Raw genomic sequence first — 13,706 nt, 5'->3', positions numbered from 1 at the left:
TCGTCGGTCGCGTTCAAGGCCGGGGACCGGAAGTCGATACGGACCGTATACCGCTGCGCCTGTGCGTCTCCGCCAGGGCGCAGCCGTCCCGTCTCCATTCCCAAGGACTTCCATGACCATCAAGCTACGCCTGACGGCGCTCGTTTCGATCGCCCTGTTCGCGCTATTCGCCATCGGCGGACTGGGACTGTACGGGCTCAAGGAGATTGACCGTGCGGTCGTTCGGGTGACCACCCACGAAACGCCCCGGCTGATCGATGCCAAAGCGTTCGCGGCCCGTTACGAGGAGCTGCGCGGCATCATCTTCCGCCATATCGCCGACCCGGATCTGGTGCGCAAACGGCAGCTCGACCAGCTGCTGGCCGAACGCAGCCGCGAGCTGGACGCCGAGGTTGCCCGTGCCATCGCCGCGGCGGATTCCGCCGAGGTCGCGGCAGCGCTGGAAGAGTTCCGCAAGACCGTCAATGCCTATCTGATCGTTTGCGAAACCGCGCTGGCTCGTTCCCGTCAGAATCAGACCGAAGCGGCGATGGAGTTGGCCGTCAGCCCCTTCATCGAAGACGCGGCGGTGCTCACATCCCAGCTGCTCGCGCAGCTGGCGGCCGATGCACAGGCCGGCCTGGACGCTACACAGAAAGCCTCGGCCGACGCCTATGAAGGCGCGTTCAGTCTGTTGTCCGGCATCGTCCTGCTGGCTCTGGTGGTGATGCTCGGGTTCGGCTTCGCGCTGGGCCGCTCGATCATGCAGCCGCTGCAGGCCATGCGCCGCACGGTCATGGCGATCGGTGAGCAACTCGACCTGACCCAGCGCGTCGAGGTGCGTTCCGGCGACGAGATCGGGCAGACCGTGCAGGCGTTCAACAGCATGGTCGATGCGTTGCAGCGCAGCTTCAACACCCTGGCGCAGAGCGCCGGGCAGGTGGGCGGCGCGGCGTCCGGCCTGCGCACCAACGCCAACAGCTTTTCCAGCAGCTCGACGACCCAGGCCGACGCCGCCACCCAGATGGCTGCCGGCGTGGAAGAGATGACCGTCAGCATCAGCCACGTCGCCGAACGCGCCGAAGACGCCGCGCAGTCCTCCACCCAGGCCGGCACTCGCGCGGCCGAGGGGATCTCGGTCATGCAGGCGACGATCGATGACCTGGGCGCGATCGCCGAGCAGGTCACCGGGACGGCCGCGAGTGTCGATCATCTGCAAGGGGAGACCACGCGGATCTCGACGGTGATGAGCGTGATCAGCGACGTGGCGGCGCAGACCAATCTGCTCGCCCTGAACGCGGCCATCGAAGCCGCACGCGCGGGCGAACAGGGGCGCGGCTTCGCCTTGGTGGCGGACGAGGTACGCAAACTGGCCGCACGCACGGCGGAGTCAGCCAGCGAAATCACCGGCATCGTCGAGGCCATCGAGCAGGGTGCCAGCGATGTTGTGGCGCGCATGCAGCATGCGGTCAGCACCGTGCAGCACAGTGCCGAGCGTGCGCGTGAGGCGGGGCTGGCCGTGCAGCTGATTCGCGACGCCTCGGCGCAGACCGTTGCGATGGCCAGCGAGATCTCCTACGCCATCCGCGAGCAGAGCGCGGCGAGCAACCTGATCGCCGTTCAGGTGGAGACCATCGCGTCGATGACCGAACAGAACACCGCGACGGCCAACCAGACCGCCCGCGAGGCCGACCAACTGCACCAGCTGTCCGAGCGGATGATCGCCGACATCTCGCGTTACCGCTATTGAGCCTGGAGCCAAGCATGCGCATCAAACCGATACTTATCGCCCTCCCGTTGTTGTTCTGCGGGCTGGTGGCCAGCGCTGCCGAGCGCGGCGAACTGCTCATCTGGATCAACTCGGACAAGGGCTATCAGGGCCTGCAACAGGTCGCCGAGGAGTTCACCGGGCAGACCGGCATTACCGCGCGGGTCGAACACCCCGATGACCTGACCAAAGCATTCGAGCAGGCGAGCGCCGCCGGCGGCGGTCCGGACATCGTGCTCTGGCCTCAGGATCGCCTCGGCGATTTCATCGAGAAAGGCCTGGTCGTTCCGGTCGACCCGCCACAAGCCCTGCGCGATGCGCTGGTCTCCGTCGGCTGGGATGCGTTCACCGTCGGTGGCAAGACCTGGGGCTACCCAGTCGGTGCCGAGGCGGTCATGCTGATCTACAACAAGGCGCTGGTCGCGACTCCGCCGGCGGCCTTCGAAGACATCGCCGCGCTCGAGGCTTCGCTCGCGCCGCGCGGTATCAAGGCCATCGGCTGGGATTACGCCAACGCCTATTTCAGCTGGCCGCTGCTGGCTGCCAATGGCGGTTACGTGTTCAAGCGTCAGGCCGATGGCGGGTACGACATCAAGGATGTCGGCGTGGACAATCCAGGTGCCCTGACCGGGGCCCGGTTGCTGCAACGCTTCGTCGAGACCGGCGTGCTGCCGGCCGGCGGCATGCCTGGCAACGCCGCCGAGGCGGCGATGCACAGCGGCAAGCAGGCGCTATGGGTGACCGGTCCCTGGGCGTGGGAAGGGCTGCGCAAGGCGGGCATCGATTTCGGTGTGGCGCCGCTGCCGACGGTCGCCGGACAGCCTGCCCGTCCCTTCGTCGGGGTACTGGGCGCGATGGTGTCGGCACGCAGCCAGAATCCGGGCGCCGCCACTCGCTTCATCGAAGACTACCTGCTGACGCGCGACGGCCTGAGCCGGGTCAATGCGGACAAGCCGATCGGCGTACCGCTGAACAAACGCCTGTTCTGGGACATGGTCACCGATGAACACCTGCGGATCTCGATGGATGGCGTGACATTCGGTCGCCCGATGCCCTCGGTGCCGGAGATGAGCCTGTTCTGGGATGGCATGAACGAGGCCCTGCAAGCCATCGCCGACCGGTCGGATGCCGGGCCTGCGCTGGGCTATGCGGCCGCCAGGCTGCGCGGCGAGCCACGCAGTAGCGGTCCGGCCACCGAGACCGCGGCCGACCCGGAGCCGTCGCCGGAACCTGTCGACGCCCAGGATCCAACGGAGCAGGAGCAGGAGCAGGAGCAGGAGCAGGAGCAGGAGCAGGAGCAGGAGCAGGAGCAGGAGCAGGAGCAGGAGCAGGAGCAGGAGCAGGAGCAGGAGCAGGAGCAGGAGCAGGAGCAGCAGGAGCCGCAGCAAGAGTAGAGGGTGGGAGTAGCGACTCCGGGCCGAGGGCTGGCCCGGAGCTCAGGTGTACTCAGGTCGAGGGATGAATCTGCATCGCCAGGGCGCGGAGTGCGGCCTCGGCGTCGAGCACCTTGTTGACCACATCGTTGGCCTTGTCCCGGCTCAACCCGAGGCGGCCGAACAGCTCGTCGGGGATCTCACCGTAGGGACCGTCGCCGATGCCGCGGTTGCGCAGCAGGCGTACCGCCAGGCAGACCAGATTGGCGTGTCCGGCATGCTCGCCTTGATAGTACGGGTCGTTCTGGAAGCGCAACGCGGTGGACAGCTCGTCGGGCATGCCCCAGTAACGCATCAACCAGGCACCGATCTGCTCGCGGGTGATACCCAGCAGGTGCTGCTCGATGACGTTGTGGCTCAGGTGCGGGTTGATTTCCAGGTGCCGGCAGATCAGCGAAAAATGCGGCGGGAAGACGTGGGCGAGGACCAGGTAGCCGAAATTGTGCAGCAGTCCGGCCAGGTAGCTGAGCCCGGCCTCGGGTCGCTGGGTACGCGGGATGGCACGGTTCAGGCCCTCGATCACCGCGGCGGTATAGATCGCTTGCTGCCAGTAGGGCGTGGCCTGTTGCGGTTGATCCTTGGGCAGGCTCAGGGTCTTGCCCAGCGCCAGGCCCAGTGCCAGGTTGATCACCAGGTCGAAGCCGAGCACCCGTACGATGGCGTCCTCCACCGAACGGATCTTGCCGGGCGCGGCGTAGTAGGGCGAGGCCGCCCAGCTGACCACCTGCGCGGCCAGGGCCGGGTCGGTTTCCACCACGCCGGTGATGTCATCCACGGTGGCGTCGGGGTCGACGCGCAGCTTGATGATCTTCTGCGCCGTCTGCGCCAGTGGCGGGATCTCGATGGTTTCTTCCAGGCGCTTCTGGATACGCCTGGCGGTAAAGCTCTGCACCGCCTGGGTGATCTGCGCGCTGTCGTCCTCGGGGCGGTCGAGGTTGGGCCGGATCTGGCTCAAGGGTACGGCGAAGCGCCCGGCGCTGGCCTTGCTCAGCAGCAATTTGAAATCACTGCTTGCCATAGCCAGCAGCACGCCCGGCTGCCCGGATTCGACGAGCAGTTCCGGTTGTTGCAGCAGTCGCTCCTCGTACAGGCACGGCGAACTGGTCAGGGGCGGCAGGCCGGGCAGTATTTTCAGGTCGTGCTTGGTCAGCATGCGCATCAGCCGCTCGGGCTTGACCGCGACCAGCTGCCGTCCGGTGAGCTCCACCAGGCTTGGCAGGTCGAGCAGGTGGTCACGGGGGTAAAGCACCAGCAGCGCGCCGATGGCATCATCGACCAGTACGGCCTGCACGCGCCGGGAAGGATCGAAGTCCGCGCGGTCCTCGCAGATGCGGTAGGGCAGCGCCAGCTTGTCCAGCAACTGGACGATCATTGGCGGGAGCGTGATGTTGTGGTTGCTGCTGGCGGCCTTGTTCATGAGCGGTGTCCGTCTTATTCCCAATGGGCGCAGTATAGCCTTATGGTTAGTGTGGTTTGCGTTTGTCGACGAGCGTCAGACCTGGCCGTATTGCTGACCATGCCGCAGCCAGCGCTCCAACAGCGGGCTGACATGCTGCGGCCAATGTGCCAGAAGCGCCTGGGCGGCGTCACGCACCGCCGGTAGCAGATCGGCGTCGCGCATCAGATCGGCAACCTTGAACTGCAGCAGCCCGGTCTGCCGGGTGCCGAGCATTTCGCCGGGGCCACGCAGCTCCAGGTCCTTCTCGGCAATGATGAAGCCGTCGCAGGTTTCGCGCATGATCGCCAGCCGTTCGCGGCCGATCTGCGACAGCGGCGGATGATAGAGCAGCACGCAATGGCTGGCCGCGCTGCCCCGGCCCACCCGGCCACGCAACTGATGCAACTGGGCGAGCCCGAGGCGCTCGGGATTCTCGATGATCATCAGGCTGGCGTTGGGCACGTCGACGCCTACCTCGATCACCGTGGTGGCGACCAGCAGTTGCAACCGTCCTTCCTTGAATTCGGCCATCACCGCCGCCTTCTCGGCCGGCTTCATGCGGCCGTGGATCAGCCCGACGTTGAGCCCACCGAGCGCCGCCGACAGGTCCTCGAAGGTGGTTTCCGCGGCTTGGCAGGTCAGCTCCTCGGATTCCTCGATCAGGGTGCAGACCCAGTAGGCCTGGCGCCCCTCGTTGCAGGCCGAGCGCACCCGCTCGATGACTTCCAGACGGCGGCTGTCGGCCACCAGCACGGTGTTGACCGGGGTGCGGCCCGGCGGCAGCTCGTCGAGGATCGAGGTGTCCAGATCGGCGTAGGCGCTCATGGCGAGGGTGCGCGGGATGGGCGTGGCGGTCATGATCAACTGGTGCGGGCAGAGTCGACCCTCGACGCCCTTACGCCGCAACGCCAGGCGCTGCTGGACGCCGAAGCGGTGCTGTTCGTCGATGATCACCAGCGCCAGGCGGCGGAACTGCACGTCGTCCTGGAACAGCGCATGGGTGCCGACCACCATCGGGCAGCCGGCGGCGATGCGCTCCAGTGCGGCTGTGCGCGCCTTGCCCTTGAGCTTGCCGGCCAGCCAGGCGACCTCGATGCCCAGCGGCTCCAGCCATTTGCAGAAGGTGATGAAGTGCTGCTCGGCGAGGATCTCGGTCGGTGCCATCAGCGCGACCTGATAGCCGGCTTCCAGCGCCTGCAGGGCGGCGAGGGCGGCGACTACCGTCTTGCCGGCGCCAACGTCACCCTGCACCAGGCGCAGCATGGGCTCGTCCTGGGCCAGGTCATAGGCGATCTCGGCGCCGACGCGCTGCTGCGCGCCGGTGGGCTGGAAGCCGAGGTTGGTCAGGTAGCGTTTTGGCAGCTCGCAGGCGACCGGCAGCGGTGGCGCGTGCTGGGCGCGACTGCTCTCGCGCAGACGCTGCATCGAGAGTTGGTGGGTCAGCAATTCTTCGAAGGCGAGACGGTGCTGCGCCCAGTGCCGGCCTTCGGCGAGCTCTTCCAGGTCGGCATCCGGCGGAGGCCGGTGCAGGTAGCGGATCGCTTCGTCGAGCTTGGCCAGACGGTAGTCGCGGGTCAGCTCCGCGGGCAGCCAGTCCGGCAGGCTGTGAGGGCCGAGCCGTGCCAGTGCCTGTTCAGTCAACTGGCGCAGGCGCTGCTGGGTCAGGCCTTCGGTGGTCGGGTAGATCGGGGTCAGCGTCTGTTCCACGGCGACCGGCGTGCTGTCGCTCAGCGCGCGGTATTCGGGGTGGTAGATCTCCAGTCCCGACGCACCGGGGCGCACTTCGCCGTAGCAGCGCACCTGGGTGCCGCGCTTGAGCGCTTCCTTCTGCGCCTGGCTGAAATGATAGAAGCGCAGGCTGAGGCTGCCGCTGCCATCGTGCAGGCGCACCAGCAGGCTGCGGCGGCGGCCCATGACGATGTCGGTGCCGGTCACCGTGCCTTCGACCACGGCGTCCTGCCCGGGGCGCAGCGCGCCGATCGGCACGATGCGGGTGCGGTCCTGATAGCGCAACGGCAGGTGGAACAGCAGGTCCTGCAGCGTTTCCAGACCGACCTTGGCCAGCTTCTCGGCCAGCGCGGCGCCGACGCCCTTGATTGCGGTAACCGGCACCGCCGCCAGTTCGCTCATCGCTTCAGGCGTTCGCCGCTGCCGGTTTGGCGACCGAGCACAGGCGGATGGAGTCGGCCAGCACTTCGATGGCTTTCGGTCGCGGGAAGCTGGCGCGCCAGGCGATCGCCACGGTGCGGAAGGGGACCGGCGCGGTCATCGGGCGAATGTCCAGCACGCCCGGCGAATAGTGATGGCTATCGACCGCCGACAGCGGCAGGATCGATACGCCCAGGCCGGAGGCCACCATGTGGCGGATGGTTTCCAGCGACGAGGACTCCACCGTGGTGTGGCTCGGCGCCTCGCCCTTGCGGGTGGTCGGGCAGGCTTCGAGGACCTGATCGCGGAAGCAATGGCCTTCGCCAAGCAGCAGCAGACTCTTGTCGTTGAGCATCTCCGCGTCGATGGTTTCCTTCTTCGTCCACGGATGCCCGGCGGGCATCAGCACATAGAAGGGCTCGTCGTACAGCGGCAGCGTCAGTACGTCGGCTTCCTGGAACGGCAGCGCGATGATGATCGCGTCCAGCTCGCCGGTACGCAGCTTGTCGCGCAGGATGTGGGTGAAGTTTTCCTCGATATACAGCGGCATGTCCGGCGCTACGCGGTGCAGCTGCGGAATCAGGTGCGGGAACATGTAGGGGCCGACGGTGTAGATGGCGCCCACTTTCAGCGGCGAGGCCAGCTGGTTCTTGCCGGCCTGGGCCAGCTCACGAATGCTTTGCGCCTGCTCGAGCACCTTCTGCGCCTGGGTGACAATGCCTTCGCCGACTGGCGTCAGGCGGACTGCGCTCTTGGTCCGCTCGAAGATCAGCACGCCAAGCTCGTCCTCGAGCTTCTTCACGCCCACCGACAGGGTCGGCTGGCTGACGTGGCAGCGTTCGGCCGCGCGGCCAAAATGCTGTTCCTGGGCGAGCGTGACGATGTAGCGCAGTTCGGTCAGTGTCATAGCGTTATTCCATCAGAGTGCCGGCTAGCATAGCCTTTGCTCGTGTTCGAACCAACTGGCTGCCAGCCGTTCCGTCAAAGCTGATCGGCGGCCGATTCGCGGCAGCGTTACACTTGATCCACGTGGGCCGATCGGTGGCCCGCACGGTTATGGAGCAACCGCCATGGCAACTCGACCTTCGGTAATGATCGCCGGCTGCGGCGATGTGGGTATTCGTCTCGGATTGCAGCTCAGCCGGGCGGGTTGGACAGTCTATGGCCTGCGTCGCCAGGCGGCGGATCTACCGGTACCCATCCTCCCGGTCAAGGGCGACCTGTCGGCTGCGGAGCTGCCGCGTAGCTGGCCCAATGGCAAGCTGGACTACCTGGTCTACGCCGCCTCGGCGAGCCAGCATGACGAGCCCGGCTACCGGTCGGCCTATATCGATGGCCTGCGTAATGTGCTCGGCTGGCTCGAACAGCGTGGCCAGCAGCCCAAGCGGCTTTTCTTCGTATCCAGCACGGGCGTTTATGCGCAGAGCGACGGTGGTTGGATCGATGAGACATCGCCGACCGCGCCCACCGGCTACACCGGCCGGGTGATGCTCGAGGCCGAGCAGCTGGCGCTGGACAGCGGTATTCCGGCCACCCGGGTGCGCATGGCCGGGTTGTACGACCCGGCCCGGCCGTGGATGCAGAATCAGGTACGCGCAGGCCTGCGTGTGGACCGTGAGCCGCCGCAGTACAGCAATCGCATCCATCGCGACGACGCCGCCGCGCTGCTCGCCTGCCTGCTGCAGACCGATCACGCCGGTGGCGATCTGGAAGACTGCTACCTGGGCGTCGATGACGACCCGGCGCCGCTGCACGAGGTAATCGACTTCCTGCGTGAACGGCTTGGCGTGACCCAGTGGGCCGAGCAGAGCATGACCCGCCGCGCCGGCAGCAAACGCTGCCGCAACGCCCGGGCGCGCGCCCTCGGCTGGGCGCCGCAATATCCGAGCTATCGCAACGGCTACGCCTCCGTGCGCCCGGGCAAGGGCTGAGAAGCCGCGTCGCGGATGATCTGACTGCGACGGCGCGCCAGCGCGCCGGTTCGCGAGCGAGCGACCTGGACGCGGCGCACCACCTCAGCCTCGGCGCGCGGGGTCGCACGCAGAGCGTGCTCCTACAGGTGGGGCGCGAGCGGTACACACCGGTTTCGTGAGCGAGCTCGCTCATAGCGCTGACTTGTGTACCGGCGACCTGGACGCGGCGCACCACTTCGGCCTCAGCGCGCGGGTTCGCACGCAGAGCGTGCTCCTACAGGTGGGTCGCGAGCGGTGCATACCGGTTTCGTGAGCGGGCTCGCTCCCGGCGCTGACTTGTGTACCGGCGACTTGGACGCGGCGCATCACGTCGGCCTCAGTGCGCGGGGTCGCACGCAGAGCGTGCTCCTACAAGTGGGTCGCGAGTGGTCGCACGGCGCTGGTAACGGTTGCCGCCGGATAAGCACACCGTTTTTGTAGGAGCGAGCTTTGCTCGCGAAACAGCCGGCGACAGCGTGTGGCCAGGCGGTGTGTGCAGGCCGGCGGAGCGACGTGATCATGGGCGAGCGGCTCCCGTGCGGCCTCGTTGGCCCTGCCGACGCATGACAGCCCGTCGGTGATTTCCCCGTCGAGGCAGCCTGTCTCGCAACTCTGCCGCCACCGCGCACACTAAAAATCTGATAGCACGCACGCCATATACCCTGCCGCACGGCAGCAGTCGGGTCAGGAGCAGCTGCCGCAGCGCGGCGAAGACATCAGGAAGGACCACCACGGCGGCGTTTCCGAACACCGAACCAGGAGATTTTTCCATGAGAGCCCTTCGCTGGCATGGCAAGCATGATATTCGTTGCGACAACCACGTCCCCGATCCGTCGATCGAGGATCCCCGTGACGCCATTATCAAGGTGTCGTCCTGCGCCATCTGTGGCTCCGACCTGCACCTGTACGACGGTTTCATGCCCGGCATGCAGCACGGCGACATCATGGGCCACGAGTTCATGGGCGAGGTGATGGAAGTCGGCTCGGCGAACAAGAAGCTCAAGGTCGGCGACCGTGTGGTGGTGCCCTTCACCATCGTCTGCGGCGAATGCGACCAGTGCCGGCGCGGCAATTTCTCCGTCTGTGAACGCAGCAACCGCAACAAGGATGTCGCCGACAAGGTCTTCGGCCACACCACGGCCGGGCTCTACGGCTATACCCACCTTACCGGCGGTTATGCCGGCGGGCAGGCCGAATTCGTTCGCGTGCCCTATGCCGACGTAGGCCCGGTGGTGATTCCCGACGGCCTCACCGACGAACAGGTACTGTTCCTCGGCGACATCCTGCCCACCGGCTGGCAGGCTGCGGCGCAGTGCGACATCCAGCCCACCGACACGGTTGCCGTGTGGGGCGCCGGCCCGGTCGGCCAGTTCGCCATCCGCAGCGCGATCATGATGGGTGCCGAGCAGGTCATCTGCATCGATAACGTGCCCGAGCGCCTGTCCATGGCGCGGGCTGGCGGCGCCATCACCATCAACTTCGACGAAGAAAGCGTGCTCGAACGGCTCAAGGAACTGACCCGCGGCAAGGGCCCGGAGAAGTGTATCGACTCGGTGGGCATGGAGGCGCACGCGGCGCGCTCGTTCGACTCGATGTACGACCGCGCCAAGCAGGCGCTGATGCTGGAAACCGACCGCCCGCACGTGCTGCGCGAGATGATCTACGTCTGCCGTCCGGCCGGAATCATCTCGATTCCCGGCGTCTACGGCGGGCTGATCGACAAGATTCCGTTCGGCGCGGCGATGAACAAGGGCCTGACCTTCCGCATGGGCCAGACCCACGTCAATCGTTGGACCGACGACCTGCTCAAGCGCATCCAGGAAGGCCAGATCGACCCGAGCTTCGTCATCACCCACAGCGTCAGCCTCGAGCAGGGTCCGGAGATGTACAAGACCTTCCGTGACAAGCATGACGGCTGCATCAAGGTCGTTCTCAAACCTTAAAGGGCAGTGCTGGCGGGGCCCTGATCCGGGACCGCCATGCAGCCATGAGCCCTGACGGAGGAGATAGTTATGAGCGTTCCACATCGCGTTACCCGCCCCAACCATTCCGCCCGCACCCTGGCCCGCGGGCTGGGCTGGTTCAGCATCGGCCTGGGGCTGGCCGAGGTGCTGATGCCCGGCAAGCTGGCCCGCTTCCTCGGCGTGCCCGGCAACGAAGGGCTGATCCGCGCCTGCGGGGCCCGCGAAATCGCCACCGGCGTCGGCCTGCTGCTCACCGACGATCCCAAACCCTGGATCTACGGCCGCATCGGCGGCGATGCCCTCGACCTGGTCGGCCTGGGCCTGAGCATCGAGAACGGCACCGAGCAGGTCAACGCGGCCATTGCCGCGGGGGCGGTGGCTGGTATCACGGCACTGGATATCAGCTGCGCCAAGGGGTTGGCCGCCGAGAGTCATTACGTTACCGAGTGGGACTACAGTGACCGCAGCGGCTTCCCGGCGGATCCGCAAGCGATGCGGGGGAAGGTCGAGGCGGAGTTCGCCGCGGCGCGGGCCGAGCCGAATGGGTACAGTCCCTCGACGATGTTGCATTAAGGGGCATTCCGGCTGTCGCCGACGGGACGCGTTGCGCGGGTTGGTTTTGCGCTGTAGGTGATTACCGAGTTGGTTGAGGGCTTGGTTTCGCGCTGCTGGGTGAGTTTCTTTTGGCAGTCGCCCGGATGGACGGTCTGCCAAAGGGACCAAAAAAAGCCCTGGTCCTGCGTATTGGGCTTTTGGGCTTTTGCTTCCGAGCCTAGGGCCCGATGGCGGAGTCGGCCGACGCATTGGTTTCGCCCTGCTGGGCGACTCACTTTTTTCAAGCGCCAAAAAAGTAAGCAAAAAGGCTTGCCCCTGCATCCGGGTCTCGCTGCGCTCGACTTCCCTCACTCCATCCGCACTCCGGGGGCCGGCGTACAAGGGCCATCCATGGCCCTTTACGCCTCTCGCGGCATCCATGCCGCTCGCTCCCCTCCGCGCGGATTCCATTCGGCCTCCTGAAAGGGGCGTTCGGCGTCGTCTGGTAGGTCGTGCGATGGAAAAGCAGAGAGCCGTTTCGAACCAAGGTCACTTAATCAATGGCCATCAAAAGTTCGTAGGGTGGAAAACTGCGAAGCATTTTCCACCGCAATTGATACGTCGATCGGTATCAAGCTTCGCCTTCGAAAAGCGGCGGGTAAGCTTCGCGTTACCCACCCTACGATCTACGCTCGGCCTCCTGAAAGGGGCGATTTGGTGTTGTCTGCCGGGCCGTGCGCTTATATAGAGAAGCAAAAACGTAGGATGCATGATGTTCTTCGCTGCGCTTGACGGCTTGCACTCACGCGCTCCGACCGCTCTAGACTCTTTTGTTTGGCTCTTTGGCTCTTTGGCTCTTTGGCTCTTTGGCTCTTTGGCTCTTTGGCTCTGTTTTTCTTTCGCACAAACCGCCAGACAACGCGAAACGCCCCATCAGAAGGGTGAGTGGAGTCGCTGCGTAGAGGGGCGAGCCGCATGGATGCGGCGAGAGCCGTATAGGGCCATGGATGGCCCTTGTACGGCGACCCTCGGAGCGGCGATGAAGCGAACGAACCCCGGCGCAGCCGGGGCCGGATGCAGGGGCAAGCGTTTTTGCTTACTTTTTTGGCAATTGAAAAAAGTAAGTCGCCCAGCAGGGCGAAACCAATGCCTCAGCCAGCTTCGCCATCGGGCCTTGGGCTCGGAAGTTAAAGTCCAAAGCTTCGCGGTCAAGACCGCTCCCACAACAGCGCAAAGTGCGCGAGCAAGACATTGTGCTCACTAAAACCAGCCATCCCGGCGTCCAAAAAGTGACTCGCCCAGCAGGGCGACACCAATGCCCCAGCCAGCTCCGCCATCGGGCCCTGGGCTCGGAAGTCAAAGTCCAAAAGCTTCGCGGTCAAGACCGCTCCCACAAAAGCGCAATATGCAGGGGCGAGGGGACTTACGCGCTTATTAGCAACCGAAAAAAGCAAACCGCCCCGAACAATGCGATAAGCCATTTTTTGCTAAGGTCTGCAGCCCGCCCCCGTACCGCCACCCGATGAGAATCCATGTCCGCCGTCGTCAACGTCGTCCTTCCTGTCTTCGCCCTGATTTTCCTGGGATACCTGTGCCGCCGCACCGGTCGCATGGGCCCGACGGGGGCCTCCGAGCTCAACCGTTTCGTGGTCTGGCTGGGGCTGCCGGCGCTGCTGTTCAGCGTCGTCGCCAATTCCACCTGGACGCAGCTCTGGCAGCCGGGCTTCATCACGGCGTTTTCGGTGGGCTGTCTTGGGGTGTTCGGCTTCACCCTGGGCTATCGCCTGCTGCAGAAACAGCCGCTGGCCGATGCCAGCCTCGATGCACTCGGTGCGTCCTATGCCAATACCGGCTATATCGGCATTCCGCTGTGCATGCTGGTGCTGGGTGACGAGGCGCTGCAGCCGGCCATGGTGGCTTCGATCATCGTGGTGTGCGTGCTGTTCGCCATTGCCCTGGCCTGTGTAGAGACCGGGCTGCACGCCGGCCAGGGCTTCAGCCGGACGCTGCGCAAGGTCTCTGTCGCGCTGCTGCGCAACCCGCTGGTGGTGGCACCGATGCTGGGTGGGTTGTGGGCGGCGAGCGGGCTGGAGCTGCCGGTGCCGGTGGCGACCTTGCTGAAACTGCTGGGCGCGGCGGCGGCGCCTTGTGCGCTGGTATCGCTGGGGTTGTTCCTCGCGCAGCCACAGCCGGGCGGCAAGGTCAGCGGCGTATGGCCGCTGGTCACGCTGAAACTGGTGGTCCAGCCGCTGATCACCTGGTTCCTGGCATTTCAGGTCTTCGAACTGCCGGCGCTGTGGGCCTACTCTGCGCTGTTGCTGAGTGCGTTGCCCACGGGCACCGGGCCGTACATGCTCGCCGAGTTCTACGGGCGCGAGGCGTCGCGGGTGTCGCGTGTGGTGCTGCTGTCGACGCTCGGCTCGTTGCTCACCTTGTCGGCATGCCTGGTGCTGTTGCCGGTGTAGATGTGGCCTCCCGGGATAGACGGGT

9 protein-coding genes are annotated in these 13,706 nt (G+C 65.7%); 6 read left to right on the top strand and 3 right to left on the bottom strand.

The features are described from left to right. The first annotated feature begins 112 nt into the window (after positions 1 to 112). Entirely contained in the window at positions 113 to 1,729 is a 1,617-nt protein-coding gene (locus tag KVO92_RS10100; protein WP_217475532.1) for a methyl-accepting chemotaxis protein, read from the top strand. 14 nt (positions 1,730 to 1,743) lie between these two features. Further along, positions 1,744 to 3,141 carry a maltose/maltodextrin ABC transporter substrate-binding protein MalE gene (malE, locus tag KVO92_RS10095; protein ID WP_217475531.1) on the top strand — a complete coding sequence of 466 codons (1,398 nt, stop codon included), beginning with the start codon at positions 1,744 to 1,746 and terminating at the stop codon, positions 3,139 to 3,141. 52 nt (positions 3,142 to 3,193) lie between these two features. Here malE and KVO92_RS10090 read toward each other — a convergent pair whose 3' ends face one another. The 3 genes from KVO92_RS10090 to KVO92_RS10080 all read right to left on the bottom strand — a co-directional run bounded on the left by KVO92_RS10090 (position 3,194) and on the right by KVO92_RS10080 (position 7,673). Next, on the bottom strand, positions 3,194 to 4,597 hold the full coding sequence (locus tag KVO92_RS10090; protein ID WP_217475530.1) for an aminoacyl-tRNA deacylase and HDOD domain-containing protein: 1,404 nt from the start codon (positions 4,595 to 4,597) through the stop codon (positions 3,194 to 3,196). A 75-nt stretch (positions 4,598 to 4,672) separates the two neighbouring features. Beyond that, positions 4,673 to 6,748, bottom strand: coding sequence for an ATP-dependent DNA helicase RecG (gene recG, locus KVO92_RS10085; RefSeq protein WP_217475529.1), 2,076 nt, complete (start codon positions 6,746 to 6,748; stop codon positions 4,673 to 4,675). A gap of 4 nt (positions 6,749 to 6,752) precedes the next feature. Next, positions 6,753 to 7,673, bottom strand: coding sequence for a hydrogen peroxide-inducible genes activator (locus KVO92_RS10080; RefSeq protein WP_217475528.1), 921 nt, complete (start codon positions 7,671 to 7,673; stop codon positions 6,753 to 6,755). Between the two features lie 163 nt (positions 7,674 to 7,836). Between KVO92_RS10080 and KVO92_RS10075 the strand changes: the two genes are divergently transcribed. The 4 genes from KVO92_RS10075 (at position 7,837) to KVO92_RS10060 (ending at position 13,681) form a co-directional block, all read left to right on the top strand. Then, positions 7,837 to 8,697: an NAD(P)H-binding protein gene (locus tag KVO92_RS10075; RefSeq protein ID WP_217475527.1), complete on the top strand. Its 861-nt coding sequence runs from the start codon at positions 7,837 to 7,839 to the stop codon at positions 8,695 to 8,697. Between the two features lie 791 nt (positions 8,698 to 9,488). Further along, complete coding sequence (locus KVO92_RS10070) at positions 9,489 to 10,661, top strand: zinc-dependent alcohol dehydrogenase (protein ID WP_217475526.1); 1,173 nt, start codon at positions 9,489 to 9,491, stop codon at positions 10,659 to 10,661. A gap of 69 nt (positions 10,662 to 10,730) precedes the next feature. Continuing rightward, a complete protein-coding gene (locus tag KVO92_RS10065; protein WP_217475525.1) occupies positions 10,731 to 11,255 on the top strand; it encodes a transcriptional regulator in 525 nt (174 codons plus the stop codon). A gap of 1,493 nt (positions 11,256 to 12,748) precedes the next feature. Further along, positions 12,749 to 13,681, top strand: coding sequence for an AEC family transporter (locus KVO92_RS10060; protein WP_217475524.1), 933 nt, complete (start codon positions 12,749 to 12,751; stop codon positions 13,679 to 13,681). The last annotated feature ends 25 nt before the right edge of the window (positions 13,682 to 13,706 follow it).

It is taken from the genome of Stutzerimonas stutzeri (assembly GCF_019090095.1).
Taxonomy (GTDB): domain Bacteria; phylum Pseudomonadota; class Gammaproteobacteria; order Pseudomonadales; family Pseudomonadaceae; genus Stutzerimonas; species Stutzerimonas stutzeri_AN.
This window is presented reverse-complemented; position numbering and strand designations above follow the sequence as displayed.

Excerpts from the sequence above, each read along its gene's own strand:
- KVO92_RS10100 (WP_217475532.1), top strand. The coding sequence starts at position 113 with ATGACCATCAAGCTACGCCTGACGGCGCTCGTTTCGATCGCCCTGTTC.
- malE (WP_217475531.1), top strand. The coding sequence starts at position 1,744 with ATGCGCATCAAACCGATACTTATCGCCCTCCCGTTGTTGTTCTGCGGG.
- KVO92_RS10090 (WP_217475530.1), bottom strand. The coding sequence starts at position 4,597 with ATGAACAAGGCCGCCAGCAGCAACCACAACATCACGCTCCCGCCAATG.
- recG (WP_217475529.1), bottom strand. The coding sequence starts at position 6,748 with ATGAGCGAACTGGCGGCGGTGCCGGTTACCGCAATCAAGGGCGTCGGC.
- KVO92_RS10080 (WP_217475528.1), bottom strand. The coding sequence starts at position 7,673 with ATGACACTGACCGAACTGCGCTACATCGTCACGCTCGCCCAGGAACAG.
- KVO92_RS10075 (WP_217475527.1), top strand. The coding sequence starts at position 7,837 with ATGGCAACTCGACCTTCGGTAATGATCGCCGGCTGCGGCGATGTGGGT.
- KVO92_RS10070 (WP_217475526.1), top strand. The coding sequence starts at position 9,489 with ATGAGAGCCCTTCGCTGGCATGGCAAGCATGATATTCGTTGCGACAAC.
- KVO92_RS10065 (WP_217475525.1), top strand. The coding sequence starts at position 10,731 with ATGAGCGTTCCACATCGCGTTACCCGCCCCAACCATTCCGCCCGCACC.
- KVO92_RS10060 (WP_217475524.1), top strand. The coding sequence starts at position 12,749 with ATGTCCGCCGTCGTCAACGTCGTCCTTCCTGTCTTCGCCCTGATTTTC.